20 protein-coding genes, 3 tRNA genes and 1 pseudogene are annotated in these 24,600 nt (G+C 74.5%); 15 read left to right on the forward strand and 9 right to left on the reverse strand.

Going from position 1 to position 24,600, the window contains the following annotated elements:
* Positions 1-315: 315 nt before the first annotated feature.
* Positions 316-738: an SsgA family sporulation/cell division regulator gene (locus tag F1641_RS19285; RefSeq protein ID WP_194908266.1), complete on the forward strand. Its 423-nt coding sequence runs from the start codon at positions 316-318 to the stop codon at positions 736-738.
* A gap of 1,014 nt (positions 739-1,752) precedes the next feature.
* On the opposite strand, the gene F1641_RS19290 is transcribed toward F1641_RS19285, so the two are convergent.
* From F1641_RS19290 to F1641_RS19300, 3 genes are all read right to left on the reverse strand, one after another.
* Positions 1,753-1,827, reverse strand: a tRNA-Val gene (locus F1641_RS19290).
* A gap of 24 nt (positions 1,828-1,851) precedes the next feature.
* A tRNA-Cys gene (locus tag F1641_RS19295) sits at positions 1,852-1,922 on the reverse strand.
* 37 nt (positions 1,923-1,959) lie between these two features.
* Positions 1,960-2,031, reverse strand: a tRNA-Gly gene (locus tag F1641_RS19300).
* Between the two features lie 244 nt (positions 2,032-2,275).
* On the opposite strand from F1641_RS19300, the gene glgX (F1641_RS19305) reads away from it, so the two are divergent.
* The 7 genes and pseudogenes from glgX (F1641_RS19305) to treZ all read left to right on the forward strand — a co-directional run bounded on the left by glgX (F1641_RS19305) (position 2,276) and on the right by treZ (position 12,142).
* A complete protein-coding gene (gene glgX, locus F1641_RS19305; protein ID WP_194908291.1) occupies positions 2,276-4,444 on the forward strand; it encodes a glycogen debranching protein GlgX in 2,169 nt (722 codons plus the stop codon).
* On the forward strand, positions 4,441-5,898 hold the full coding sequence (locus F1641_RS23595; RefSeq protein ID WP_219729621.1) for an alpha-amylase family glycosyl hydrolase: 1,458 nt from the start codon (positions 4,441-4,443) through the stop codon (positions 5,896-5,898). The genes glgX (F1641_RS19305) and F1641_RS23595 overlap by 4 nt, the downstream gene beginning before the upstream one ends.
* Positions 5,899-7,134: 1,236 nt before the next feature.
* A pseudogene (locus F1641_RS24095) lies at positions 7,135-7,335 on the forward strand (peptide deformylase); the annotation flags it as partial.
* A gap of 94 nt (positions 7,336-7,429) precedes the next feature.
* Positions 7,430-7,708 carry a peptide deformylase gene (locus tag F1641_RS22350; protein WP_309225734.1) on the forward strand — a complete coding sequence of 93 codons (279 nt, stop codon included), beginning with the start codon at positions 7,430-7,432 and terminating at the stop codon, positions 7,706-7,708.
* 111 nt (positions 7,709-7,819) lie between these two features.
* On the forward strand, positions 7,820-9,217 hold the full coding sequence (locus F1641_RS19320; RefSeq protein WP_194908292.1) for a hemolysin family protein: 1,398 nt from the start codon (positions 7,820-7,822) through the stop codon (positions 9,215-9,217).
* Positions 9,214-10,254, forward strand: a complete 1,041-nt coding sequence (locus F1641_RS19325) for a CNNM domain-containing protein (RefSeq protein WP_194908268.1) — start codon at positions 9,214-9,216, stop codon at positions 10,252-10,254. Before F1641_RS19320 ends, F1641_RS19325 begins: the two co-directional genes overlap by 4 nt.
* Before the next feature lie 61 nt (positions 10,255-10,315).
* Positions 10,316-12,142, forward strand: coding sequence for a malto-oligosyltrehalose trehalohydrolase (gene treZ, locus F1641_RS19330; RefSeq protein ID WP_194908271.1), 1,827 nt, complete (start codon positions 10,316-10,318; stop codon positions 12,140-12,142).
* 66 nt (positions 12,143-12,208) lie between these two features.
* On the opposite strand, the gene zapE is transcribed toward treZ, so the two are convergent.
* The gene (gene zapE / locus F1641_RS19335) at positions 12,209-13,297 is read right to left on the reverse strand and encodes a cell division protein ZapE (RefSeq protein WP_194908273.1); all 1,089 of its coding nucleotides are present in this window, start codon (positions 13,295-13,297) and stop codon (positions 12,209-12,211) included.
* An 87-nt stretch (positions 13,298-13,384) separates the two neighbouring features.
* Here zapE and F1641_RS19340 point away from each other — a divergent pair, with 87 nt between their 5' ends.
* Positions 13,385-14,299, forward strand: coding sequence for a sulfurtransferase (locus tag F1641_RS19340; RefSeq protein ID WP_194908275.1), 915 nt, complete (start codon positions 13,385-13,387; stop codon positions 14,297-14,299).
* 20 nt (positions 14,300-14,319) lie between these two features.
* Positions 14,320-14,775 (forward strand): SufE family protein, encoded by a 456-nt coding sequence (locus tag F1641_RS19345; RefSeq protein WP_194908277.1) that lies wholly within the window; start codon positions 14,320-14,322, stop codon positions 14,773-14,775.
* 79 nt (positions 14,776-14,854) lie between these two features.
* Here F1641_RS19345 and F1641_RS19350 read toward each other — a convergent pair whose 3' ends face one another.
* Complete coding sequence (locus F1641_RS19350; RefSeq protein ID WP_194908279.1) at positions 14,855-16,018, reverse strand: phosphatase PAP2 family protein; 1,164 nt, start codon at positions 16,016-16,018, stop codon at positions 14,855-14,857.
* Between the two features lie 124 nt (positions 16,019-16,142).
* Here F1641_RS19350 and F1641_RS19355 point away from each other — a divergent pair, with 124 nt between their 5' ends.
* Positions 16,143-16,355 carry a hypothetical protein gene (locus F1641_RS19355; RefSeq protein WP_194908281.1) on the forward strand — a complete coding sequence of 71 codons (213 nt, stop codon included), beginning with the start codon at positions 16,143-16,145 and terminating at the stop codon, positions 16,353-16,355.
* A 27-nt stretch (positions 16,356-16,382) separates the two neighbouring features.
* Here F1641_RS19355 and F1641_RS19360 read toward each other — a convergent pair whose 3' ends face one another.
* Together F1641_RS19360 and F1641_RS19365 are read right to left on the reverse strand one after the other, a co-directional pair.
* Positions 16,383-17,648: a S9 family peptidase gene (locus F1641_RS19360; RefSeq protein WP_194908283.1), complete on the reverse strand. Its 1,266-nt coding sequence runs from the start codon at positions 17,646-17,648 to the stop codon at positions 16,383-16,385.
* Complete coding sequence (locus F1641_RS19365; RefSeq protein ID WP_194908284.1) at positions 17,645-18,103, reverse strand: DoxX family protein; 459 nt, start codon at positions 18,101-18,103, stop codon at positions 17,645-17,647. The genes F1641_RS19360 and F1641_RS19365 overlap by 4 nt, the downstream gene beginning before the upstream one ends.
* 310 nt (positions 18,104-18,413) lie before the next feature.
* Between F1641_RS19365 and glgX (F1641_RS19370) the strand changes: the two genes are divergently transcribed.
* From glgX (F1641_RS19370) to msrB, 4 genes are all read left to right on the forward strand, one after another.
* Positions 18,414-20,492, forward strand: a complete 2,079-nt coding sequence (gene glgX / locus F1641_RS19370; protein ID WP_194908294.1) for a glycogen debranching protein GlgX — start codon at positions 18,414-18,416, stop codon at positions 20,490-20,492.
* A 178-nt stretch (positions 20,493-20,670) separates the two neighbouring features.
* Complete coding sequence (locus F1641_RS19375; protein ID WP_194908296.1) at positions 20,671-21,726, forward strand: ATP-dependent DNA ligase; 1,056 nt, start codon at positions 20,671-20,673, stop codon at positions 21,724-21,726.
* A 10-nt stretch (positions 21,727-21,736) separates the two neighbouring features.
* Positions 21,737-22,309, forward strand: coding sequence for a hypothetical protein (locus F1641_RS19380; protein ID WP_206691549.1), 573 nt, complete (start codon positions 21,737-21,739; stop codon positions 22,307-22,309).
* Between the two features lie 59 nt (positions 22,310-22,368).
* Positions 22,369-22,824: a peptide-methionine (R)-S-oxide reductase MsrB gene (gene msrB, locus F1641_RS19385; RefSeq protein ID WP_194908285.1), complete on the forward strand. Its 456-nt coding sequence runs from the start codon at positions 22,369-22,371 to the stop codon at positions 22,822-22,824.
* Here the strand turns inward: msrB and F1641_RS19390 are convergent.
* Both F1641_RS19390 and F1641_RS19395 read right to left on the reverse strand, forming a co-directional pair.
* On the reverse strand, positions 22,769-24,091 hold the full coding sequence (locus F1641_RS19390; RefSeq protein ID WP_309225739.1) for an APC family permease: 1,323 nt from the start codon (positions 24,089-24,091) through the stop codon (positions 22,769-22,771). The two genes, msrB and F1641_RS19390, sit on opposite strands and share 56 nt — an antisense overlap.
* A 64-nt stretch (positions 24,092-24,155) precedes the next feature.
* A complete protein-coding gene (locus tag F1641_RS19395) occupies positions 24,156-24,464 on the reverse strand; it encodes a PT domain-containing protein (protein WP_194908286.1) in 309 nt (102 codons plus the stop codon).
* Positions 24,465-24,600 lie beyond the last annotated feature (136 nt).

Here is a 24,600-nt window from a genome sequence, read left to right on the forward strand (position 1 = left end):
GCTTCTTGGGGTCGGCGCGGATGCGCGCGCGCCACTCCCAGCGGTCGCGACGGGCCGCGACAGAGGATCCGGGGCCCCCGCGCGTCGCCCCCGTGCGCCGCTTCTGCCCACGTCCGCGCCGGTCACCGGGGGTCGCGGAGTCCTCGGGTGCGGGAGGGACCGGCGGCGCGTGCTGCACCCACCTAGGCTACGTCCGGTACGACACGCCGCCTCCGGGTGTTTGATCCGTCCGGGACGCGGGAACAGAGACCACAGGAGACCCGACCGGGTCGAGACGTCGACGGCCGCCAGCCGCCGCCCAACGGGAGGACCACCGTGCCCAGAGGCTCAGCTCACGTCGACGCCGAGGTCGAGCTCCGCCTCGTCGTCCCCGAGTCGGGCAAGGTCCCTGTGGCGGTCCAGTTCGGCTACGGCGTCCACGACCCGTTCGCCGTGACCGCCGCCTTCCGCGGAGACGGCGGCTCCATCGAGTGGGTCTTCGCGCGCGACCTGCTCCGCGAGGGCCTGCGCCGCCCGACCGGTGAGGGCGACGTGCAGGTGTGGCCCGGCGAGGTCGACGGCGTCGAGGTCGTCCTGGTCTCGCTCAGCTCCCCCGATGGCCACGCCGTCCTGGAGGCCGACGCGGCCGACCTGCGCGACTTCCTCGACCGCACCCACGCCCTCGTGCCCGCCGGGGCCGAGAGCCGCCACGTCCACGTCGACGACGAGCTCGCCGAGCTCCTGGGCCGCGCTGTCTAGCTCGAGACCCAGCTACCGCTCGGCGAGGAGGGCGCCACCCCGATGACGGGGTGGCGCCCTCCTCTCGTCTGCCCTCCGGCACTCCCCAGGCGCCACGACCTCCTCGACGATCATGCGCCTGAGCGCCACATCAGCCGCAGACCGGGGGGATACCTGTGCGGCAGACGCCCCATCGATGCGGCGGACGCCCCTTCGACGCGCTCATGGCCCCATTGAGCTGGCCGATGGGGCCACGACTGCACACAAGGGGCCGCGGCGGCGCCGCGCATCTGACGAGCAGCACACCCGACCACTCCCCCAGCGACGATCATGCGCCTGAGCGCCACATCGGCAGCAGACCAGCGGGCGCTTGTGCAGTTGACGCCCCTTCGACGCAGTTCCCGCCCCATCGAGGTCGCCCATGGGGCGGGAACTGCACCGAGGAGTGCCGGCGGCGACCACATGGCGCTCAGGCGCATGATCGTCAGGGGTGGTGGCGCCGGCGGCGTGGCGCGGCAGACGAGCAGCACACGCCCGACCACTCCCCCAGCGACGATCATGCGCCTGAGCGCCACATCGGCAGCAGACCGGGGGGCCACCTGTGCGGCAGACGCCCCATCGACGCGGCGGACGCCCCTTCGACGCGCTCATGGCCCCATCGAGCTGGCCGATGGGGCCACGACTGCACACAAGGGGCCTCGGCGGCGACCACATGGCGCTCAGGCGCATGATCGTCAGGGGTAGTGGCGCCGGCGGCGTGGCGCGGCAGACGAGCAGCACACCCCCGACCACTCCCCCAGCGACGATCACGCACCTGAGCGCCACATCAGCAGCCACCTCGGAGGGGACCTGTGCAGTTGACGCCCCTTTGACGCAGTTCCGGCCCCATCGAGGTCACCCATGGGGCGGGAACTGCACCGAAGAGTGCCGATGACGACACATGGCGCTCAGGCGCTTGATCGTCGCGGGGGTGGGGGCGCGACAGGGCGCCGGGTACGCGAAGACCCCGGTCCGCGAGCGGATCCGGGGTCTCTCTGGTGGGCGATACAGGGTTCGAACCTGTGACCTCTTCCGTGTCAAGGAAGCGCGCTACCACTGCGCCAATCGCCCGAGCTGCACCGAGGTGCTGCAGAGAGGTGGAGACGGGATTCGAACCCGTGTACACGGCTTTGCAGGCCGTTGCCTCGCCTCTCGGCCACTCCACCGAGGAGGCCCTTCACGGGGCCTGAACGGTGCACTGCGAGCGGATGACGGGATTCGAACCCGCGACCCTCACCTTGGCAAGGTGATGCTCTACCACTGAGCCACATCCGCATGTCGACCTCGCGGCCGAACGATGAGAACACTACCGGACCGTCCCGGGCTCCGTCGAACCACCCTCCCCCCGGTGGCCCCCGACCGGCCTCCCACTGGTGGGCGGGCCGTCACCGCGCGGTCGCCCGGCGGTCACCGCCCTCCCCCGCGGAGGGCACCGGGAGGTCTCGCGAGGCGCGCCACCCGCGGCTCGGCCAGGATGACCGTGCTCCTCGACACCGCGGGGACTGCTCGAGAGGACGCCATGCAGGTCTGGCCAGGACGCCCCTACCCCCTGGGGGCCACGTTCGACGGAGCGGGCACCAACTTCGCGCTCTTCTCCGAGGTGGCCAGCAGGGTCGAGCTGTGCCTCGTCGACGAGCAGGGCCGCGAGTCCCGCATCGACATGCCCGAGGTCGACGGCTTCGTGTGGCACGCCTACCTGCCGCGGGTGCAGCCCGGCCAGCGGTACGGGTTCCGGGTGCACGGCCCGTACGACCCGTCCGCCGGGCACCGGTGCAACCCGAGCAAGCTGCTGCTCGACCCGTACGCGAAGGCCATCGACGGCCAGGTCGACGGGCACGAGTCGCTCTTCAGCTACTCCTTCAAGGACCCCTCGCGGCGCAACACCGCGGACAGCGCGCTCCACACGATGCTGAGCGTCGTCGTGAACCCCTACTTCGACTGGGGCACCGACCGCCCGCCGCGGCGCGACTACCACGAGACGGTCATCTACGAGGCGCACGTCAAGGGCCTGACGATGACGCACCCGGGCCTCCCGGAGGAGGTGCGCGGCACCTACGCGGGCATCGGGCACCCGGCGATGGTCGAGCACCTCACCGACCTCGGCGTCACGGCGATCGAGCTGATGCCGGTGCACCAGTTCGTGCAGGACACCCACCTCCAGGAGAAGGGGATGTCCAACTACTGGGGCTACAACACCATCGGCTTCTTCGCGCCCCACAACGCCTACTCCTCGACCGGCACCCGCGGCCAGCAGGTCATGGAGTTCAAGTCGATGGTGCGCACGCTGCACCAGGCCGGCATCGAGGTCATCCTCGACGTCGTCTACAACCACACCGCCGAGGGCAACCAGATGGGCCCGACGCTGTGCTTCCGCGGCATCGACAACGCGGCGTACTACCGCCTGGTCGACTCCGACAAGGCGCACTACTACGACACCACCGGCACCGGGAACAGCCTGCTCATGCGGCACCCCCACGTGCTGCAGCTGATCATGGACTCGCTGCGGTACTGGGTGAACGACATGCACGTCGACGGCTTCCGCTTCGACCTCGCGAGCACCCTGGCGCGCCAGTTCCACGAGGTCGACAGGCTGTCGGCGTTCTTCGACCTGATCCAGCAGGACCCGGTGGTCTCGCAGGTCAAGCTCATCGCCGAGCCCTGGGACGTCGGCGACGGCGGCTACCAGGTCGGCGGGTTCCCCCCGCTGTGGACGGAGTGGAACGGCAAGTACCGCGACACCGTCCGCGACTTCTGGCGCGGCGAGCCCAGCGCGCTGGCGGAGTTCGCCAGCCGCATCTCCGGCTCCTCCGACCTGTACGAGCACAACGGCCGCAAGCCCATCGCGTCCATCAACTTCGTGACGGCGCACGACGGCTTCACCATGCGCGACCTCGTCTCGTACAACGAGAAGCACAACGAGGCCAACGGCGAGGGCGGGCGCGACGGCGAGAGCCACAACCGCTCCTGGAACTGCGGCGTCGAGGGCGAGACCAAGGACAAGGACGTCAACGCCCTGCGCGCGCGCCAGCAGCGCAACATGCTCGCCACGCTGCTGCTCAGCCAGGGCGTGCCGATGATCCTCCACGGCGACGAGCTCGGCCGGACGCAGAAGGGCAACAACAACACCTACTGCCAGGACAGCCGCATCGCCTGGGTCGACTGGAACCTCACCGACGAGCAGCGCTCCCTGCTCGACTTCACCCAGCGGCTCATCGCGCTGAAGATGGACCACCCGGTGTTCCGCCGGCGGCGCTTCTTCGCCGGTGACGCCGCGCACGGCGGCGAGAGCTCCCTGGGCGACATCGCCTGGTTCACCCCCGCCGGGCACCACATGACCCACAGCGACTGGTCGACGGGCTACGCCCGCTCCCTGGGGGTCTTCCTCAACGGCTGGGCGATCCCCGAGCCCGACCCCCGCGGCGAGCAGATCGTCGACGACAGCTTCTACATCATGTTCAACGCCTCCCACGAGGACGTCGCGTTCACGCTGCCCCCGCAGGAGTACGGGCGGGAGTGGACGGTGGTCATCAGCACCGCCGAGGAGCAGACCGTCGAGGTGGAGGTGGCCGGCCGCGGCACCACGCGCGCCGTCCTGGCGCCGCAGGTGCACGCCGCCGGGGCCGAGGTCGTCCTGCCCGGCCGCAGCATGCTCGTCGTGACCCGTCCCTCCGTGGAGGCCCTCCTGTGACCGCCCAGCACCAGACCCAGAGCTCCGCCGGCAGCCAGCAGGCCAGCCAGCAGGCCAGCCAGCAGGCCGGCCAGCAGGCGGGCTCTGCGGAGCAGCACCGCCCCGCCCCCGGCCGGCCGGTGCCGGTGTCGACGTACCGCCTGCAGGTGCGCCCGGAGTTCACCTACGACGACGCGAGCGCCGTCGTCGACCACCTCGACGCCCTCGGGGCCTCGCACGCCTACCTGTCGCCGCTGCTGGAGCCGACGCCCGGGTCCGCGCACGGCTACGACGTCGTCGACCACTCCCGGCTCAACTCCGAGGCGGGGGGGCGCCAGGCCTTCGACGTCCTCGTCGACAGGCTCCACGAGCGCTCGCTGGGCGCGGTCGCCGACGTGGTGCCCAACCACATGGCGGTGCCCACCCCGGCGCGGCTGAACAGCGCGCTGTGGTCGGTCCTGCGCGACGGGCCCGACTCGCCCTTCGCCCGGTGGTTCGACGTCGACTGGTGGGCCTCGGGCCACGCCGTCCTCATGCCCGTGCTGGGCTCGCGCATCGGCCAGGTGCTCGGCTCGGGCGAGCTGGAGCTCGACACGAGCGGCAGCGAGCCCCTGCTGCGCTACTACGACCACGTCTTCCCGGTCCGGCCCGGCACCGAGAGCCTGCCGCTGGCCGAGCTGGTGGACCGGCAGTGGTACCGCCTGGCGCACTGGCGCGTGGCCGACGAGGAGCTGAACTACCGGCGCTTCTTCGACGTCGACACCCTCGCCGCGATCCGCGTGGAGGACCCCGAGGTCTTCGACGCCACGCACGAGCTGCTCCTCGGCCTGATCGAGGAGGGGAAGCTCGACGGCCTGCGCATCGACCACCCCGACGGCCTCGCCGACCCCCGCGGCTACGTGCGCCGCCTGGCCGAGCGCTCCGGCGGCGCGTGGGTCGTCGTGGAGAAGATCCTCGAGGGCGCCGAGGACCTCCCCGACGACTGGCCCGTCGCCGGGACCACCGGCTACGACGCCCTGCTCCGCGTCGGCGGGCTGTTCGTCGACCCGGCCGGGGCGAGCCCCCTGTCGGCGCTGATGGCAGAGGTCACCGGCTCGTCCGAGGGCTTCCCCGCCGTCGTCGAGCAGGCCAAGCGCGAGATGGTCGAGGGCGGCCTGTACGCCGAGGTGCACCGCCTGGTGCAGCTGCTGGTGCAGATGGTCGCCGTCGACGTGCGCCTGCGCGACCACACGAGCGCGCCCTGCGCGACTGCGTGGTCGAGCTGCTCGTCGCCTTCCCCCGGTACCGCGCCTACGTGGTGCCGGGCGAGCCCGCGCCCGCCGAGGCCGTCCGCGTCATGGACGAGGCAGCGGCGCACGCCAGGGCGCACCTGCCCGAGGAGCGCTGGGACACCCTCGCCGTCGTCGTCGACCTGCTGCTGGGCCGGGAGGCCGGCAGCGCCGGCCGGATCGCCGACAGCGACCGCGCCGAGCTGATCATCAGGTTCCAGCAGACCTGCGGACCGGTGATGGCCAAGGGCGTCGAGGACACCGCCTTCTACCGCTGGTTCCGCCTGGCCGGGCTGAACGAGGTCGGTGGCGACCCCGACCGCGTCGGCGTGGCCCCGGAGGAGTTCCACGCCTTCGCCGCCCAGCAGGTGCGCGACTGGCCGCTGGCCATGACGACGCTCACCACGCACGACACCAAGCGCGACGAGGACGTGCGGGCCCGCCTGGCCGTGCTGTCCGAGCTGCCGCTGGAGTTCGCCGAGGCGCTGCGCTCCTGGCGCCGGCTGGCCGCCCCGCACCGCCGCCAGGAGCTCGACGGCCAGACCGAGCACCTCATCTGGCAGACGCTGCTGGGCACCTGGGGCTCCGGCGTCCGCGACGGGCGTCCGGGCGGCCCGATCAGCGGCGAGCGCCTCCTCGCGTACCTCGAGAAGGCGATCCGCGAGGCCAAGCGGCACACGACGTGGACGAACCCCGACGAGGCCTACGAGGACGCCGTGCGCGCCTTCGCCGTCGGCGTGCTGGGCGACGAGGCCGTGCTGGCCGCCGTCGAGGCGTTCAGCGAGCGGATCGCGGGGCCGGTGCGCGTGGGCGTCCTGGGCCAGAAGCTCGTGCAGCTGACGATGCCGGGCGTGCCCGACGTCTACCAGGGCACCGAGGTCGTCTCGCTGTCGCTGGTCGACCCCGACAACCGGCGCCCCGTCGACTACGCCGAGCGGCGCACCCGCCTGGCGCGCCTCGACGCCGGCGCCCGCCCGCAGGACCTCTCCGATGAGAAGCTGCTCGTCACCTCCCGGGCGCTGCGCCTGCGGCGCGAGCACCCGGAGTGGTTCACCGGCACCACCGAGGCCCCGGCCACCTACGCGGCCGTGGCCACCTCGACCGGCAACGCCGTGGCGTTCGGCCGCGGCAGCGCCGCCGTCGACGGCGGGGCGCCGCAGGTGGTCGTCGTGGCCACCCGGCTGGCCGCGTCGCTGGAGCGCCTGGGCGGCTGGGGCCAGCACTCCGTGGTGCTCCCGGAGGTGGTGCGTCCCGACGGCAGCGCCGGCGGGTGGCGCGACGTCATCACCGGTGCGCGCACCCCGGGCGGCTCCGTGCCGCTGGCCTCGCTGCTCCAGACGGTGCCCGTCGCGCTGCTCGTGAGGGACCTGGGGGAGGATGCTGCGCCGTGAGCATGGCCCAGCAGTCCAGTCCCACCAGCGTCGTCGACGGCATCCGCGCCCCATGAGCAGCAAGGACCTCCGCAAGGCGGTCGGCAAGCTGCTCCGCGGCACCCAGCCGCTGCCCATCGTGCAGGCGGGCCACCCCGTCCTGCGCGAGGTGGCGCAGCCCTACGACGGTGAGCTCTCCCCGGAGCTCATGGCCGACCTCGTGGAGGCCATGAAGACCTCCATGCACGCGGCGCCGGGCGTGGGGCTCGCGGCCCCCCAGGTGGGCCTCGGCCTCGCCCTGGCCGTCGTGGAGGACTCCGGCGACGACGAGGACGACCCTCGCGAGCGCACGGACCTGCCCCTTCCGGGTGATCGTCAACCCGGTCTACGAGCCGGTGCTCGTGGACGGCGCGGAGGACCTCGTGGTGTTCGAGGAGGGCTGCCTGTCGGTGGTCGGCTACGAGGCCGAGCGGGCGCGCCACCACAGCGTCCGGGTGACCGGCCAGGACGAGGCGGGGCGCGCCTTCGACGAGGTCCACTCGGGCTGGGCGGCCCGGATCATGCAGCACGAGATCGACCACCTCAGCGGCGTGCTCTACGTCGACGGGGCCGACCCGCGCACGCTCAGCTGGACGGGTCGCGTCTGACCTGCGGGCCCGCCCGCCGGCTGGCATCCTCGGAGTCCACCGGTGATCACTTGACCATCTCTTGACCTCCCGGTGACCGTCCCTTGACCGACCGGTACCGTGGGAGACCTCATGTGGGTGCTGCAGCTGCTCCTCGGGATCGTCGTCGTCCTGGTCATCACCGCCGGCACCGCGTACTTCGTGGCGCAGGAGTTCGCGTACATGACCGTCGACCGCTCGCGCCTCAAGGCGCGGGCGGCCGACGGCGACGCGACCGCTGACCGCGCGCTCGGCGTCACGAGGCAGACCTCGTTCATGCTGTCGGGCGCCCAGCTCGGCATCACCGTCACGGGCCTCCTCGTGGGCTACGTGGCCGAGCCGCTCATCGGCCAGGCCGTGGGCACCGCCCTAGGCGGCGTGTCCGTGCCGCAGGCGGTGGGCGTGGGCATCGGCACCGCGGCCGCGCTGCTGCTGGCCACGGGCCTGCAGATGGTGCTCGGCGAGCTGTTCCCCAAGAACCTCGCCATCGCGCGGCCCGAGCCGGTGGCCCTGTGGCTGGCCCGCTCCACCCGCCTGTACCTGTCGGCGTTCGGCTGGCTGATCCGCATCTTCGACGCCTCGTCGAACCTGCTGCTGAAGGCCCTGCGCATCGAGCCGGTGCACGACGTCGAGCACTCGGCCACGGCCCGCGACCTGGAGCACATCGTGGCCGACTCGCGCCGCAGCGGTGACCTCCCGGAGGAGCTGTCGGTGCTGCTCGACCGCGTCCTCGACTTCCCGCAGCGCGACGCCGACCACGCCATGGTGCCGCGCACCCGCGTCGACACGCTGCAGGCCGACGCGCCCGTCGCCGAGGTGCTGGAGCGCATGGCCACCGGCCACTCCCGCTACCCCGTCGTGAGCGGCACGGGCGCTGACGAGGCCGTGGTCGGCGTCGTCCACCTGACCGACCTGCTGGGCGTCGGCGCCGAGCAGCTGGGCGACCCGGTCCGCGACCACGCGCGCCGCGCGGTGCTCGTGCCGACGACGATGGAGCTGCCCGACGTGGTCGACGCCCTCGCCGCGGCCGGGGAGCACATGGCGGTCGTCCTCGACGAGCACGGCGGCATGGCCGGCGTGCTCACCGCGGAGGACCTCGCCGAGGAGCTCGTCGGCGAGATCGCCGACGAGCACGACGACGCCGCGGCCGAGCCCGTGGTCACGACCTCCGGCGAGGACGGGCCCTGGACCGTCCCGGGCGAGGCGCACCTCGACGAGCTGGAGCGCGCCGTGGGCCGCGACCTGCCCCGGGGCGACTACGAGACGGTCGCCGGGTTCGTCATCGCCCAGCACGGGGCGCTGCCGGCCGTCGGGGACGCGGTGGAGGTCGAGCCGCCGGACGACCCGGCCCGCCCCGACGACGAGCCCGCTCCCCCGGCGCTGCGCTTCGAGGTGCTGGCGGTGCAGCGGCACGTGCCGTCCAGCGTGCGGGTGAGCCAGGTGGCGGAGCAGGACGAGACGACCGAGCGCGAGGAGGTGGCGTCGCTGTGAGCGGTCCCGTGGTGGCCGTGGCGACGGTCGCGCTGATCGGCCTGAGCGCCTTCTTCGTGGCCGTCGAGTTCGCCCTGCTGGCCGCGCGCCGGCACCGGCTCGAGGACATGGCCCAGCACAGCCGCGGCGCCCAGGTGGCGCTGCGCAACTCCTCCGAGCTGACGGTGCTGCTCGCCGGCAGCCAGCTCGGCATCACCGCCTGCACCCTCGGGCTCGGTGCGGTCACCAAGCCCGCCGTCCACTACGCGCTGACCCCGCTGTTCACCGACTGGGGCCTGCCCGGCTGGGCGGCCGACGTGTCGGGCTTCGTGCTGGCGCTGGTCGTCGTCACCTTCCTGCACCTCGTGGTCGGCGAGATGGCCCCGAAGTCGTGGGCGATCGCGCACCCCGAGGAGTCGGCGGTGCTCCTGGCCCGCCCGATGCAGCTGTTCATGCTGCTCACCCGCCCGCTGCTGCGCGCCATGAACGAGACGGCCAACTGGTGCCTGCGCCGGGTCGGCGTCGAGCCGGCCGACCAGGTCGCCTCCGGGCGCTCCCCCGCCGACCTGCGCCAGCTGGTCGAGCACTCCGCGAGCACGGGCGCCCTCGACGCCGCCTACTCCGCCCAGCTCTCGGGCGCCCTCGACATGCAGCGCCTCCAGCTCGCCGAGGTGGTGCGCCCCGGGCGCCCCGCCGCGGTCCCGGCCGGCGCCGCCGTCGCCGACGTGCGGCGCGCCGCGCAGCGCAGCGGGCACCTGCGGATCCTCGTGGGCGACCCGGCCGCGCCGTCCGGCGTGGTGCACGTCCGCGACGTGCTCGCGGAGCCGGTCGAGCGGCCCGTGGCCGACCTCGCCCGCCCGGTGCTGTCGCTGGCGGCGACGACGCCGGTCCACGAGGCCCTCACGACGATGCGCGAGACGCGCAACCACCTCGTCGTGGTCACCGGCGAGGGGGGCGGGGCCGTCGGCGTCGTCACCCTCACCGACCTGCTGCGCCGGCTGTTCCCGCGCGACGCCGCGGCCCCGGTCGCCAGCGCCGCCGCGCCCGCCCCCGCCTGAGGGGCGGCGCCCTGCGCCCTGCCCCGCGTCCCGTGCCCCGCGTCACGGGTGGCGGACGCCCATGATCACGGAGAGGGTGTCAGCCGTGCACCGCTTCGCCGTCTGGGCGCCCTCTGCTGACCGCGTCGAGATCGACGTCCACCTCCCCTCCGGGGTGACCACCCGGTCCCTGGAGCGGGTCGACGACCCGGCCCCCGGCTGGTGGGCCCTGGAGGTGGCCGAGGCCGGGCCCGGCACCGACTACGCCTACCGCGTCGACGGCTCCGACCCCCGGCCCGACCCCCGCAGCGCCCACCAGCCGCACGACGTCCACGGGCCCTCCCGCGTCTTCGACCCGGAGGCCCACACCTGGGGCGACGGCGCCTGGGAGGGCCGCGACGCCCGCGGAGCGGTCGTCTACGAGATGCACGTCGGGACCTTCACGCCGGAGGGCACCCTCGACGCCGCCGTCGACAAGCTGCCGCACCTGGTGGGGCTCGGCGTCGACGTGGTCGAGCTGCTGCCGGTGGCGGCGTTCCCGGGCCGGCGCGGCTGGGGCTACGACGGCGTCGACCTCTACGCCGTGCACGACGCGTACGGCGGCCCGGAGGCGCTGCAGCGCTTCGTCGACGCGGCGCACCAGGCCGGCCTCGGCGTCGCCCTCGACTGCGTGTACAACCACCTGGGCCCGGCGGGGAACTACCTGGGCGAGTTCGGGCCCTACTTCACCGAGGAGCACCACACCCCGTGGGGCGCGGCCGTCAACCTCGACCAGCCCGGGTCCGAGGGGGTGCGGCGGTTCGTCGTCGACAACGCGCTGCGCTGGTTCCGCGACTTCCACGTCGACGCGCTGCGCCTCGACGCCGTCCACGCCCTCGTGGACACCTCCGACGAGCACGTGCTCGCCCAGCTGGCCCACGAGACGGCGCTCCTGTCAGCCGAGGTGGGCCGCCCGCTGACGCTCATCGCCGAGAGCGACCTCAACGACACCGGCATGGTCACCCCGCTCGGGGAGGCCTCGGCCACCGACCTCGCCCCCCGCGGGATGCAGGCCCAGTGGGCCGACGACGTGCACCACGCCCTGCGCTCGGTGATGACCGGCGAGCGCGGCGGCTACTACAAGGACTTCGCCAGCCTCGAGGTGCTCGGGGGCGTGCTGGAGCGGGTCTTCCACCACGCGGGCACCTACAGCCCCTTCCGCGGAAAGACGTGGGGCGCGCCCGTCGACACCGCGCGCTTCGGCGGCCACGCCTTCGTGGCGTACACCACCACGCACGACCAGACCGGCAACCGCGCCACCGGTGACCGCCTCTCCGCGTCGCTGGACGACGCCGCGCTGGCCACCGCGCAGGCCGTCGTCCTCACGAGCGCCTTCACCCCGATGGTCTTCATGGGCGAGGAGTGGGGGGCCACCACGCCGTGGATGTTCTTCACCGACCACGACGCCGAGCTCGGCACCCTGGTGAGCAAGGGCCGCGCCGAGGAGTTCGCCTCCCACGGCTGGGAGGGGGACGTCGAGGTGCCCGACCCGCAGGAGCTCTCGACGTTCGAGCGCTCGCGCCTCGACTGGTCCGAGCCGGAGGGCGGGCGCGGGGCGCGCCACCTGGCGTGGACGCGCGACCTCGTGGCGCTGCGCCGCTCCGAGCCCGACCTCGCCGGTGACGACCTGCGCGCCGTGCGCGCCACGACGAGCGGTGACGCCTCCCTGGAGGGCGGTGACCCGTGGCTGGTGGTGCGCCGCGGCTCGCTGGCGCTGGTGGCGAACCTCGCCGAGACCGCTCAGGAGGTGCCGCTCGACGGCGCCGGCGCCGCCGCCGTGGTGCTGGCGTGGGACCCGGAGAGCACCGGGGTCAGCGACTCCGGCGTCCGCCTGCCCGCCCGCGCGTCCGCCGTCGTCCGCCTCGCCTGACCCCGGGGCCCGACAGGTGGCCAGCGCCCATGATCACGGCGATCATGGGTGCTGGCCACCGCCGGCTCAGGCGGTGGCGCCCTCGCGGGCCAGGGCCGTCAGGCGCGAGACGGCGCGGGCGTACTTCTTGCGGTAGCCGCCGCGCATCAGCTCCTCCGGGAAGAGCTGGTCGAGCGGGGCGCCGGAGGCCACCAGCGGCAGGTCGCGGTCGTACATGCGGTCGCCGAGCACCACCAGGCGCAGCGCCACGCTCTGGTCGGAGATGGGCCGCATCCCGGTCCAGTGCACCGACGTCACGCCGTCGAGCAGGGCCCCGTAGCGGCTCGGGTGCACGGTGGCGAGGTGCCCCGCCAGGGCGTCGAACGCGTCGAGCACGGCCCCCTCGCCGCGCTCCTGCGCCGCCTGCGCGCGCTCGCGCACCTGCTCGTCGGTGGCGGGCGCGGGCGGGGTGGGCAGGCCGCGGTGGCGGTAGTCCTCGCCGTCGACGCGGAAGACGTCGAACCGCGAGGCGACCGCCTGGATCTCGCGGAGGAAGTCCTCCGCGGCGAAGCGCCCCTCGCCGAGGGCGTCCGGGAGGGTGTTGGAGGTGGCCGCCAGCGCCGTCCCGGCGTCGGAGAGCTCGCGCAGCAGGCGGCTCATGAGCACGGTGTCGCCCGGGTCGTCGAGCTCGAACTCGTCGATGCAGACCAGCCGCTTGGCGCTGAGCGCCTCGACGGCCTGGCGGAACCCGAGGGCCCCCGCGAGGTTCGTGTACTCCACGAAGGTGCCGTACGCGGCCGGCGAGGCGGGGCCGTCGACGGCGTGGAAGAGCGAGGTCAGCAGGTGGGTCTTGCCGACGCCGAAGCCGCCGTCGAGGTAGATGCCCTCCTTGCCACCGCCTCCGCCGGAGCCGCCCGAGCGGCCGAAGAGCTTGGCGAGCGCGCCCCCGCCCCCCTTGGCGCCGCCCTTGGAGCTGCTCTTGGCGCCGCTCCACCGGCCGGCGCGGTCGCGCAGCGCCTCGACGGCCTCGGCCTGGGTCGGCTGCGAGGGGTCGGGGCGGTAGGTCTCGAAGCGCGCGGCCGTGAAGTGCGGCGGGGGGACGAGGTCGTCCAGGAGGCGCTGCGGGCTGGGGCGCGGGTCGCGCTCGACGAGCGAGGCGGCGGGGGCGTCGGGCACCGGCCGAGCCTACTGAGCAGAGGGCATCCCGCCTGGTGAGGCTGCCCTGGGTGGTTGGGGCACGCCGGTCTGACCTAATGTCGCGGCATGGCCGTCGCGCACGACACCTCGCCCCGCTCCGCCGAGTACGCCCACCCCGAGCGCCTCGTCAGCACGCAGTGGCTGGCGGAGCACCTCGGTGACGCGGGGCTCGTCGTCGTCGAGAGCGACGAGGACGTGCTGCTCTACGAGACCGGGCACATCCCCGGCGCGGTGAAGGTCGACTGGCACACCGACCTGAACGACCCGGTCACCCGCGACTACGTCGACGGCGCCGGCTTCGCCGCCCTCATGGACGCCAAGGGCATCTCCCGCGACGACACCGTGGTCATCTACGGCGACAAGAACAACTGGTGGGCCGCCTACGCGCTGTGGGTGTTCACCCTCTTCGGCCACGAGGACGTGCGCCTCCTCGACGGCGGCCGCACCGCCTGGGAGGCCGAGGGCCGCGAGTACACCACCGACCCCGCGCCGCAGCCGGCAGCGCCCGCCAGCGGCTACCCGGTGGTCGAGCGCGACGACGCCCCCATCCGCGCCTACAAGGACGACGTGCTCGCCTTCCTGCGCACCGACGCCCCCCAGCTGGTCGACGTCCGCTCCCCCGACGAGTACACCGGCGCCCGCGTGTCGATGCCCGCCTACCCCGACGAGGGCGCCCTGCGCGGCGGCCACATCCCCGCGGCGCAGTCGGTGCCGTGGGCCCGCGCCGTGGCCGAGGACGGCCGCTTCAAGCCCCGCGCCGAGCTCGAGGCGGTCTACGCCGAGGAGAAGGGCCTGAGCGCCGGCGCGCCGACCATCGCGTACTGCCGCATCGGCGAGCGCTCCAGCCACACCTGGTTCGTGCTGAAGCACCTGCTCGGCTTCGAGGACGTGAAGAACTACGACGGCTCCTGGACCGAGTGGGGCAACGCCGTGCGCGTGCCGATCGCCACCGGCGAGGAGCCGGGCACCCCGCCCCGCTGACGGCTGCTAACCGACTGCTGATGAGCCGCACCGACGACCTGCCCCCGGCCCTGGCCGGGATCGTCGACGACTTCGCCGCGCTGACCGAGCCCGACCGGCTCCAGCTGCTGCTGGAGTTCAGCCGCGAGCTGCCCGAGCTGCCGGAGCGCTACGCGGAGCACCCCGAGCTGCTCGAGCCCGTGCCCGAGTGCCAGTCGCCGGTCTTCGTGGTCACCGAGGTCGCCGACGCCTCCTCGGACCCGGGCCGCGCCGTCCGCGTCTTCGCGACGGCGCCGCGCGAGGCCCCCACCACCCGGGGGTTCGCGGGGATCCTGCGCGAGGGCCTGGACGGTCTCCCTGCCGCTGAGCTCCTCGCCGTCCCCGACGACATCAGCGACCGCCTCGGCCTCGCCCGGGCCGTCAGCCCGCTGCGGCTGCGCGGCATGGCCGGGATGCTGGGCCGCATCAAGCGGCAGGTGCGCGAGCGCACCGCCTGACGCCTGACGCCTGACAGCAAGAGCCGGTGCCCCCTCGTCGGGTGGCACCGGCTCTCCGCCGTCTGGTGGCTGCGCGGCCTCAGCGCGCGGCCGCGCCCTGGCGCCGGGCCTGCACGTCGTCGGCGTTGGAGCCCTGCTCGACGTCGTCGTGCGCGCGCTGGCCCGCCGGGTCGCGCAGGTTGCCCGTGGCCCAGGCGCCCGCCCACACCGCGATGCCGCCGATCGCCATGCCGGCGATGTCGTCGACGATGTAGTGCCAGCCGAAGTAGATCGTGGCCGTCACCGTGAGGGCGAAGAACAGCCACATGCCGCGGCGCACCAGCGCCGGCATCCGGACCAGCTGCACGATCAGCGCGGCCGTGAAGACGACCGAGACGTGCAGCGAGGCGAACGCCGCGATGCCCGAGACCGTGCCCGTGACGTCGGGGTCGGCCATGACGATGGAGCGGTTGCGCACCAGCGCCGCCTGCAGGCCCGTCACCTCGGTGCGGGTGAGGTCGGAGAAGTCCCAGGGGAGCGCGTAGAACGGGCCCGACGCCGGGATGAGGTAGTAGCTGGCGGCCCCGAGCGCCCAGTTCAGGCACAGGGCGGTCACGTACCAGAGGCCGTGCGAGAGCTGCCGGGAGAAGATCAGCGCCACCGCCACCGAGACGGGCACGAAGATCAGGTAGCCCATGTACACGGACGACAGCACCTGCGCGGCGACGCCGGTGCCGAGCACGGTGTGCAGCAGCTCGGCGGGGTTGTTGCCCAGCGCCAGGAGCCGGTCGCTCGCCACGAGGGCGAGGTCGTCGGAGCCGTGGTGCACGAACGGCAGGAAGTTCTTGAGGTTCCGGTAGCCCACGTACGTGATGTAGAAGCTGGCCACCGCCACGAGCACCGGCACCAGCCGGCGCCACGGCCACCGGGCCGCGGCCACGTCGCGCACCGACAGCGCCAGGCCGCGCGGCGAGCGCAGCTCCGGGTGCGCCCGCAGGCGCCACGCGGCGCGGGGCAGCACGTCGACCAGGAGGCAGAACCCGACGATGGCGGGCATGCGCACCCAGCCCGGGCCGAGGAAGCCGTCGGGGTCGCGCAGGGGGACGCCCAGCACCAGCGCCCCGATGACGGCGAGCCCGCCGGTCACCGCCGCGGTGCCCGCCGCGAGCAGGAGCACCCGCTGGCGGTAGCGGGCGCTGGGCACCTGCACCGGGGTGGCCAGCGCCGCTGCGGACTCAGCGCTGGACGTGGTGTCGAGGGCCATGGCCCTCATTCTGGCGCAGCCGGAGCCGTCTCGCGTCCACGGAGCGGACACCCGTGCGTCACCTGGTGGACGGCTCCCGCCCGGCGGCCTGCGGCCGGAGCGCGCCGCCTGTGAGACTGCCGGGGTGTCGAGCACCCCCACTCCCCCCGCCGAGCAGCGCCCGCACCAGCCGAAGCGCAACCTGGTCGGCGTCGGCTTCGCCCTGCTGGGCGGGTACTTCGCCTACAACCTGTGGGGCATCCCGATGTCGCTCTGGCTCAAGGTCCCGCTGCTGGCGCTGTTCGCCGCCGTGGCCGTCTACGGCCTCGTCCAGCTGTGGCAGAACCGCCGCCGCTGACGGCTGCCCGAGCCCGTCGGCGAGACCTCAGAGGTGCTCGAGCAGGAACCTCGCGACCTCCCGCTCCCAGCGGTCGGGGTCGGTGTTCCACTCGCGGCAGTGCCCGGCGCCGGGGAACTCCAGCAGGGTCACCAGGTCGGGCCGGGAGTCGGCCAGGCGGCGGCTCGGGCCGACCGGCACCACCGCGTCGGCCTCCCCGTGCAGGAGCAGCAGCGGCACGCGCAGCTCCTCGGCGCGGGTGACCCAGTCGAGCCTGTCGAGGTCGAGCGGCGCCTCGACGCCGAGCGCGGCGCGCGCCAGCGGTGACCCCATGAGCGCGGTGCCCGCCCGCCCCAGCGGCCGCGGCACCCGGTGCAGGCGCGCCTGGTGGTCGAGCACGGTGCGCCAGTCGAGGACGGGCCCGTCGAGGACGACGGCGCGCACCCGGTCGGCGGTCCACGACCGCGACAGGTGCGACAGCACGATCGCCCCGCCCATCGACCAGCCCAGCAGCACGACGTCCCGCGCGCCGGCGTCGAGGGCGTGGAGGACCGCGGCCTCGACGTCGGCCCACTCGGTGTCGCCCAGGCCGTAGCGGCCCGAGGGGCCGCCCGGGGCGTCGGGGTCGTTGCGGTAGCTCGGGACCAGCGCCGGGACGCCGAGGCGGTGCAGCAGCGGCAGCGCCCGCAGGCACTCCTCGCGGGTGCCGCCGCGGCCGTGCACGAGCACCGCCCAGACCCGGCCCTGCTCGCCGGGGCGCTCCCCCGGCGGCTCGCCGGCGTCGTCGCCGGGCGCGGGGTGCACCAGCCAGGCCGGCAGCTCGCCGACCGGGGAGGTCACCACGACGTCGTCGAAGGGCAGCCCCAGGGCGCGGCCCGGGTCGCCGGCGTGGAACCAGCCCGAGAGTCGGCCGGGTCCGGGGCGCAGGACGCCGGCGTCGGTGCCGAGCAGCTCGCGGACGACGGCGCGCCGGCCCCCGCGGCGGACGGGCACCTCCACGCCGACCACGTCGCCGAGGCGGGAGTGGGTGGTGCCGCCGTCGGTCCACAGGCCGTAGCGGCCGGGTGCGGTGGACAGGTCGTCGGCGGCGAGGACCACGCGGCCGTCCTCGACGGCGAGCACGTGGACGTCGTCGGGGCGCACCCGCTCGGGGGTGACGACGCGGCGGGCGAAGTGCGTGGCGAGGGCCGACGCCGCGGCCGAGGCCGCCAGGCCGACCGCCGTCCCGACCACGGCGCTGCGGGCCACGGCGCGGGTCACCGCCGCGGCGCGCAGGGCGGCCGCGGCGACGTCGTCGGCGCTGGGGGTGCTCACCTGGAGGCTCCGCGGGCGGGTCCAGCGGCTCCGGCGGCTCCGGCCGCGCGGAGGGCCCACAGGACCAGCGGCACCTGCAGGGGCAGCCGGGCGAGCGCCACGGCCCGGTACCACCCGGGTGCCCGCTCGCTGCGGAGCGCCTGCGCCGCCATCACGAGGTTGGCCGGGTAGACCGCCACGAAGAGCCCCGCCGCCGCGAGCGCCGCGGCGCGCCGGATGCGCGGCGCCAGGAGGCCGGCGGCGCAGGCGAGCTCGGCGACGCCGGAGGCCGCGACCCACGGCTCGGGCCGCCCGAGCACCCGCGGAACGATGCGGGCGAAGGGCGCCGGGGTGGTGAAGTGGGCCACCCCCGCGACGCCGAGGAGGCCCACCAGCCCGGCGCGCGCCCCGCGCCCGGCCCCGAGGGCGACCCCGCCGGCGGGAGCGGGGTGGTGGGCCCGAGCGCGTGCCGGCATGCGGCTGATCCTGCCAGCGCCCGCTGGGAGCGGCCCGACGACCGGCGGCGCAGGCCGCTCACCGGTCGCCGGCCGGCTGCTGGGCGGGGGCTGGGCGGGTGCTCGTCGGCCGGTGGGGAGACGCTCGGGTCGCGCGTGATCGTGCTGACCCCCACGATCGTGGCCTGTGAGCCCTTCCCGCACCTCGCGCTCCTCCAGGAGCGCCACCACGACGTCCTCGTCGTCGTCCTCCTCGTCCTCGCCGAAGAAGGCCGCCTCCCGCGGCCCGGCCCGCCGCCGCCGCTCCCAGGCCCGGCCGCTCGCCTCCCGCATCGAGCCCGGCCTGCCGTACCCCCTGGGCGTGCACGTGCGCGACGGCGGCATCAACGTGGCCGTCCCGACCGAGACGGGCGACTGCGTCGAGCTGTGCCTGTTCGACGACGGCGGCCGCGAGACCCGCGTCGAGCTGCCGGAGCGCTCCGGCCACGTGCACCACGGCTTCCTGCCGGGTGTCGGCCCCGGGCAGCGCTACGGCTTCCGCGTGGGCGGCACCTGGGACCCGGCCCGCGGTCTGCGGCACAACGCGAACAAGCTGCTGCTCGACCCGTGGGCCAAGGCCGTCGAGGGCTCCTTCGGCGCGGGCGAGGAGGTCTTCGGGCACCACTGGGACGACGGCGCGAAGCTCAACGAGGCCGACTCGGCCGCGTCGATGCCGCGCTGCGTGGTGGTCGACGAGTCCTTCGACTGGGGCGACGACACCCCGCCCCGGACCCCCCTGCACAGCGCCGTCATCTACGAGACGCACGTCAAGGGCCTGACGCACACGCACCCCGACGTGCCCGAGGAGCTGCGCGGGACGTACGCCGGCCTCGCGCACCCGGCCATCACCGGCTACCTCAAGGACCTCGGCGTCACCACCGTCGAGCTGCTGCCGGTGCACCAGTTCGTGCAGGACTCCCACCTCGAGGAGAAGGGCCTGCGCAACTACTGGGGCTACAACTCCATCGGGTTCCTGGCCCCGCACGGCGAGTACGCCGCGGCCGGCGACGGCGGCGGCCAGGTGGCCGAGTTCAAGCAGATGGTGAAGGACCTGCACGCCGCGGGCCTCGAGGTGGTGCTCGACGTCGTCTACAACCACACCGCCGAGGGCAACGACCAGGGCCCGACGTTCAGCCTCAAGGGCATCGACAACAGCTCCTTCTACCGGCTGGTGGAGGGTGACGAGGGCCACTACTTCGACACCTCGGGCACCGGCAACAGCCTCAACGCGTCGCACCCGGTGGCGCTCGGGCTGGTCATGGACTCGCTGCGCTACTGGGTGCAGGAGATGCACGTCGACGGGTTCCGCTTCGACCTGGCGACCACCCTGACCCGCCAGGACGGCGACATGAGCGCCCACAGCGCGTTCCTGACGCTGGTGAACCAGGACCCGGTGCTCGCGCCGGTCAAGATGATCGCCGAGCCGTGGGACACGCAGGGCTACCAGGTGGGCGGCTTCCCGGCCCGCTGGAGCGAGTGGAACGGCAAGTACCGCGACGACGTCCGCGACTTCTGGCGCGGCGAGGACGGCGTGCTCGGCGCCGTCGCCCACCGCCTCACCGGCTCCGGCGACGTCTACACCGAGGGCGGCACCACCGGCCGCGACCCGCTGTGCTCGGTCAACTTCATCACCGCGCACGACGGCTTCACGCTGCACGACCTCACCAGCTACGACGAGAAGCACAACGACGCCAACGGCGAGGGCGGTGCCGACGGCGAGAGCGACAACAAGAGCTGGGGCTGCGGCGCCGAGGGGCCGACCGACGACGCCGGCGTCAACGAGCTGCGCGAGCGCCAGCGCCGCAACTTCCTGGCCACGCTGCTGCTGTCGCACGGCGTGCCGATGCTCCTCGGCGGCGACGAGATGGGTCGCACGCAGGGCGGCAACAACAACGCCTACTGCCAGGACAGCGAGATCTCCTGGTTCGACTGGTCGGCCGTCGACTCCGACCTCGTCGAGTTCACCAAGGAGCTCACCGCCCTGCGCCGCGAGCACCCGGCGCTGCGGCCCCGGCACTTCGGTGACGTCGACGTGGAGATGCGCCGCGCCGACGGCCCCGAGATGGGCGACGGCGACTGGGCCGACGGCGCCAACAAGGCGCTGACGGTCCACCTCACCGGTCCGCGCTCCGACGGGGCGAACGACACCGAGGAGTTCATGCTCATGGTGAACGCCTCGGCCGGGACGGTGGAGTTCACCGTTCCGACGCGCACCGACAACGGCCGCGACGCCGAGGCCGAGGGCCTGCCGGGCTGGAAGCTCGTGCTCTCGACCGACCCGGAGCAGCACGTGAAGAAGCGCGGCCTGGCGCCGGGCCAGCAGATCCTGGTGCGCGACAGGTCGCTGACGCTGCTGCACCGCGTCGACTGACCCACCCCCCTTCGCAGCCGAGCGCCCGGTCGCGGTTCCCGCCCCCTCCGGAACCGCGACCGGGCGCTCGGCTGCGCTCCGGAGGGGCGCGGCTGCGCCACGCGGGTGGCAGACGCCCATGATCACGAGGAGGTGGGGGCGCGTCGGGGGCACCCTGGGAGGCGTGCAGCTGCCCGTGATGCCGCCCCTGGCGCCGATGCTCGCGAAGTCCGTCAACGACGTCACCACCGTCCCCGTCCCCGGCTCGGTGGACGGCGGGCTCCTGTACGAGCCGAAGTGGGACGGCTTCCGCGCCGTGGTCTTCAAGGACGGCGACGAGGTCGAGCTGGGCAGCCGCGGGTCCAAGCTGCTGACCCGCTACTTCCCCGAGCTGGTCGAGCAGCTGCGCGCCCAGCTGCCGGACCGCTGCGTGGTCGACGGCGAGGTCGTGGTGCGCCGCGGCGAGCCGGGGGCCGAGCGCCTCGACTGGGAGGCCCTCGCCCAGCGCATCCACCCCGCGGCGAGCCGCATCAGGACCCTCAGCGAGACCACCCCCGCCTCGTTCGTGGCGTTCGACCTGCTCGCGCTCGATGACGACGACCTCACCAGCCGTCCCTTCTCGGAGCGCCGCGAGGCGCTCGAGCAGGCGCTGGGCGCCGCCACCGCGCCCGTCCACCTCACCCGGACCACCACCGACCCGGCGCTCGCCCAGGAGTGGCTCCAGACGTTCGAGGGGGCGGGGCTGGACGGCGTCGTCGCCAAGCCGCTCGCCGCGGTCTACCAGCCGGGCAAGCGCGTGATGCTCAAGGTCAAGCACGCGCGCACGGCCGACGTCGTGGTGGTGGGCTACCGCGTGCACAAGTCGGGCCGCGGCGTGGGCTCGCTGCTCCTGGGCCTGCACGACGACGAGGGCCAGCTCCGCCAGGTCGGCGGCGCCTCGGCGTTCACCGACGCCGCGCGCCTGGAGATCGAGGAGGCGCTGCAGCCGCTGGTGCTGCGCGACGACGACGGCGCGCCCCGCCGCCAGGCCGGTGAGAAGAACCGCTTCGCGGCCGCCGACAAGGACGCCAGCTGGGTGCCCCTGCAGCCCGACCTGGTGGCCGAGGTCAGGTACGACCAGCTCGAGGGCGACAGGTTCCGCCACACCGTGCAGCTGGCCCGCTGGCGGCCCGACCGCGAGCCGGCGTCGTGCCGCTTCGACCAGCTCGACGTGCCCGCCGACTACGACCTCGCGGACGTGCTGACGGGCGGATAGCGTCGCGCCCGTGGAGATCGGCACGGAGACCAGCAACACGACCAGCAGCACGACCAGCAGCACCCCGCAGGCCCCGGCCGCGGGTGGCGGCGCCGCCCGCGACGTCGTCGTCCTGCTCACCGAGCAGCCCGTGGAGGCGCAGGACGCCGAGCGCATCCTCGCCCTGCACGAGGGCGAGGAGCTGGTCTACCGGGTGCTCGTGCCGGCGGACACGCGCCGCAACGTGCTGGTCGAGGTGGTCGACAGGCTGAGCCTGGCCCACTGGCGCGAGGCGCTCGACGCGCTGCGCGAGGGCAGCCGCCGCGACGGCCAGGAGGCCCGTGCGGAGGCCGCCGAGGTGCTCGAGAGCACGCTGGCCGCCCTGCGCGCCCTGGGGCGCGACGCCGAGGGCCTGGTCACCGACGACGACCCCGTGCCCGCGCTGGAGGCCGCAGCGGCCCAGCACGGGGCCCGCGAGGTGGTCGTGGTGACGCGTCCGCACGCGCTGGAGGAGACCTTCGACAGGGACTGGGCGAGCCGCGCCCGGGAGGTCCTGGGGCTGCCCGTGCTCCACACCTACGCGGGCACCGGACGGGTGGGCTGAGCGGTCCGCGCACGGCGTCCTGAGGGAACTGATCGCACGCGACGGTTGTTGGGAGAGGCATGACGACGAACGCGCAGAAGACCGGCCAGTACCCCGTCGCGAAGTCCGACACCGAGTGGCGCCAGCAGCTCTCCCCCGCTGAGTACCGCGTGCTGCGCGAGGCCGGCACCGAGCGCGCGTGGGTCGGTGAGTACACCGACACCGAGACCGAGGGCGTGTACCGCTGCAAGGCGTGCAGCGCCGAGCTGTTCCGCTCGACCACCAAGTTCCACTCGAACTGCGGCTGGCCCTCGTTCTACGCGCCGTCGGAGAACGACGCCGTGGAGCTTATCAGCGACCGGTCGATGGGCATGGTCCGCACCGAGGTGCGCTGCGCCTCCTGCGGCTCCCACCTCGGGCACGTCTTCGAGGGCGAGGGCTTCCCCACCCCGACCGACCAGCGCTACTGCATCAACTCGATCAGCCTCGACCTGGAGCCCGGCGGGGCCGGCGCCGCGCCGGCCGCCGAGCGCTGACCCACCGCCCCACCAGGCCCGCCGCCAGGACCGCCAGCCCGGCGGCCACGGCGGTGGGCGGCAGGGCCGCCACGAGCACCGCGCACCCGAGGAGCCCGAGCCCGGCCACCGGGCGCTCCCAGCGCCGGCGCTGAGGGTCGCGGCTCGCGCGGGCCCACGCCGCGAGGTTGGCGACGGCGTAGTAGACGAGCACCCCGGTGGAGCTCGCGGCGATGGCTCCCCGCAGGTCGGTGGTCAGCACGAGGACGACGACGACCGCGCCCACCACCAGCTGGGCCACCACCGGCGAGGCGCTGCGCGGGCCGACCGCGGCCAGGGGCGCCGGCAGCTCGCGGTCGCGGGCCATCGCGAGCGCCGTCCGTCCGACGCCGGTCATGACGGTGAGCAGCGAGCCGAGGGCGGCGACCGCGGCGCCGGCGGTGACGAGCGCAGCCAGCTGCGGTGCGGGTCCGGCCGCCACGGCGTCGCGCAGCGGCAGGGAGCTCGCGGCCGTCGCCGTCGTCCCGAGGACACCCAGCACCACCACGACGACCAGCGCGTACACGACGAGCACGGTGGTGAGGGCGATGGCGACGGCGCGGCCGATCGTGCGCTGCGGGTGGCTGACCTCCTCGCCCAGCGTGGCGATCCGCGCGTACCCGGCGAAGGCGAAGAACAGCAGACCAGCGGCCTGCAGCACGCCCGCCGGAGAGGCGCTGCCGCTCGGGACGAGCGTGCCGGGGTCGAGCCCCCCGCCCGCCGCCGCGACGAGGGCCACCGCGAGGACCGCGAGGGTGACGACGACCAGCACCGCCGTCACCCTCGCGGTGCGCTGCACCCCGGCGCAGGTCAGGGCGGTGAAGACCCCCACGGCGAGGGCTGCGGGCACCCCGGGGTGCTCCGGCAGGACCGCGGCGCCGGCGACGAGGGCGATCGCGGCGCAGCTGGCCGTCTTGCCGACCACGAAGGCCCACCCGGCCGCGAAGCCCCACCACTCCCCCAGCTCGCGGCGCCCGTAGGCGTACGCGCCGCCGGCGAGGGGGTGGACGCCGGCCAGCCGCGCCGTCGACGCCGCGTTGCAGGTGGCGACCAGCGCCGCGAGCGCGAGCGCGGCGAGCAGCCAGCTGCCGGCGGCCGCGGCGGCGGGACCGACGGCGCCGAACACCCCCGCGCCGAGCATCGCCCCCAGGCCGATGACGACGGCGTCGCGCAGGCCCAGGTCGCGGCGGAGCCCCCCGGCGGGCGGGACTCCGCCCGGGGTCGAGCTGGGGGTGGTGCCGCTGGTCACCGGGTGACCCTGCCCGGCGCAGGTGAACGCCCGGTGTCCCCCTCCCCCACGACGATCACGCACCTCAGCGCCACCACCTCGCCACGATCACGCAGCTGAGCGCCACGACGGCGTCGTTGTGGCGCTCAGGTGCGTGATCGTCGCGGGACGGCCGGGCGGAGGGGCGGGCGGAGGGGCGGGCGGAGGGGCGGGCGGAGGGGCGGGCGGAGGGGCGGGCGGAGGGGCGGTCAGAGGGCGCGGGCGGAGAGGGCCACGCGGGCGCCGAACAGCACGAGCACGCCGCCGGTGACGCGGTCGACCCAGCGGGGCGAACGCCGTGGTGGTGAGCCGCGCGCCCAGGGCGGAGCTGCCGAGCACGAGCGCGCCGAGCCACACCGCCCCGATGAGGCAGTGCACCGAGGCGAGCAGCAGGCCCATGGCGAGCGGGGGGACGCCCGTGGCGGAGAACTGCGGGATGGTCGCCAGGTAGAAGACGCCGACCTTGGGGTTGAGCAGGTTGGTGACCAGCC

Origin of the sequence: Quadrisphaera sp. INWT6, assembly GCF_015390235.1 — a bacterium.
In the GTDB taxonomy this organism is placed as follows: Bacteria; Actinomycetota; Actinomycetes; order Actinomycetales; family Quadrisphaeraceae; genus Quadrisphaera.

What these genes read in the sequence shown, in the direction of transcription:
- glgX (WP_194908291.1), top strand. Translation starts at nt 2,276, where the DNA reads ATGCAGGTCTGGCCAGGACGCCCCTACCCCCTGGGGGCCACGTTCGAC.
- treZ (WP_194908271.1), top strand. Translation starts at nt 10,316, where the DNA reads ATGATCACGGAGAGGGTGTCAGCCGTGCACCGCTTCGCCGTCTGGGCG.
- F1641_RS19350 (WP_194908279.1), bottom strand. Translation starts at nt 16,018, where the DNA reads ATGGCCCTCGACACCACGTCCAGCGCTGAGTCCGCAGCGGCGCTGGCC.
- F1641_RS19320 (WP_194908292.1), top strand. Translation starts at nt 7,820, where the DNA reads ATGTGGGTGCTGCAGCTGCTCCTCGGGATCGTCGTCGTCCTGGTCATC.
- F1641_RS19375 (WP_194908296.1), top strand. Translation starts at nt 20,671, where the DNA reads ATGCCGCCCCTGGCGCCGATGCTCGCGAAGTCCGTCAACGACGTCACC.
- F1641_RS19340 (WP_194908275.1), top strand. Translation starts at nt 13,385, where the DNA reads ATGGCCGTCGCGCACGACACCTCGCCCCGCTCCGCCGAGTACGCCCAC.
- msrB (WP_194908285.1), top strand. Translation starts at nt 22,369, where the DNA reads ATGACGACGAACGCGCAGAAGACCGGCCAGTACCCCGTCGCGAAGTCC.
- F1641_RS19365 (WP_194908284.1), bottom strand. Translation starts at nt 18,103, where the DNA reads ATGCCGGCACGCGCTCGGGCCCACCACCCCGCTCCCGCCGGCGGGGTC.
- F1641_RS19345 (WP_194908277.1), top strand. Translation starts at nt 14,320, where the DNA reads ATGAGCCGCACCGACGACCTGCCCCCGGCCCTGGCCGGGATCGTCGAC.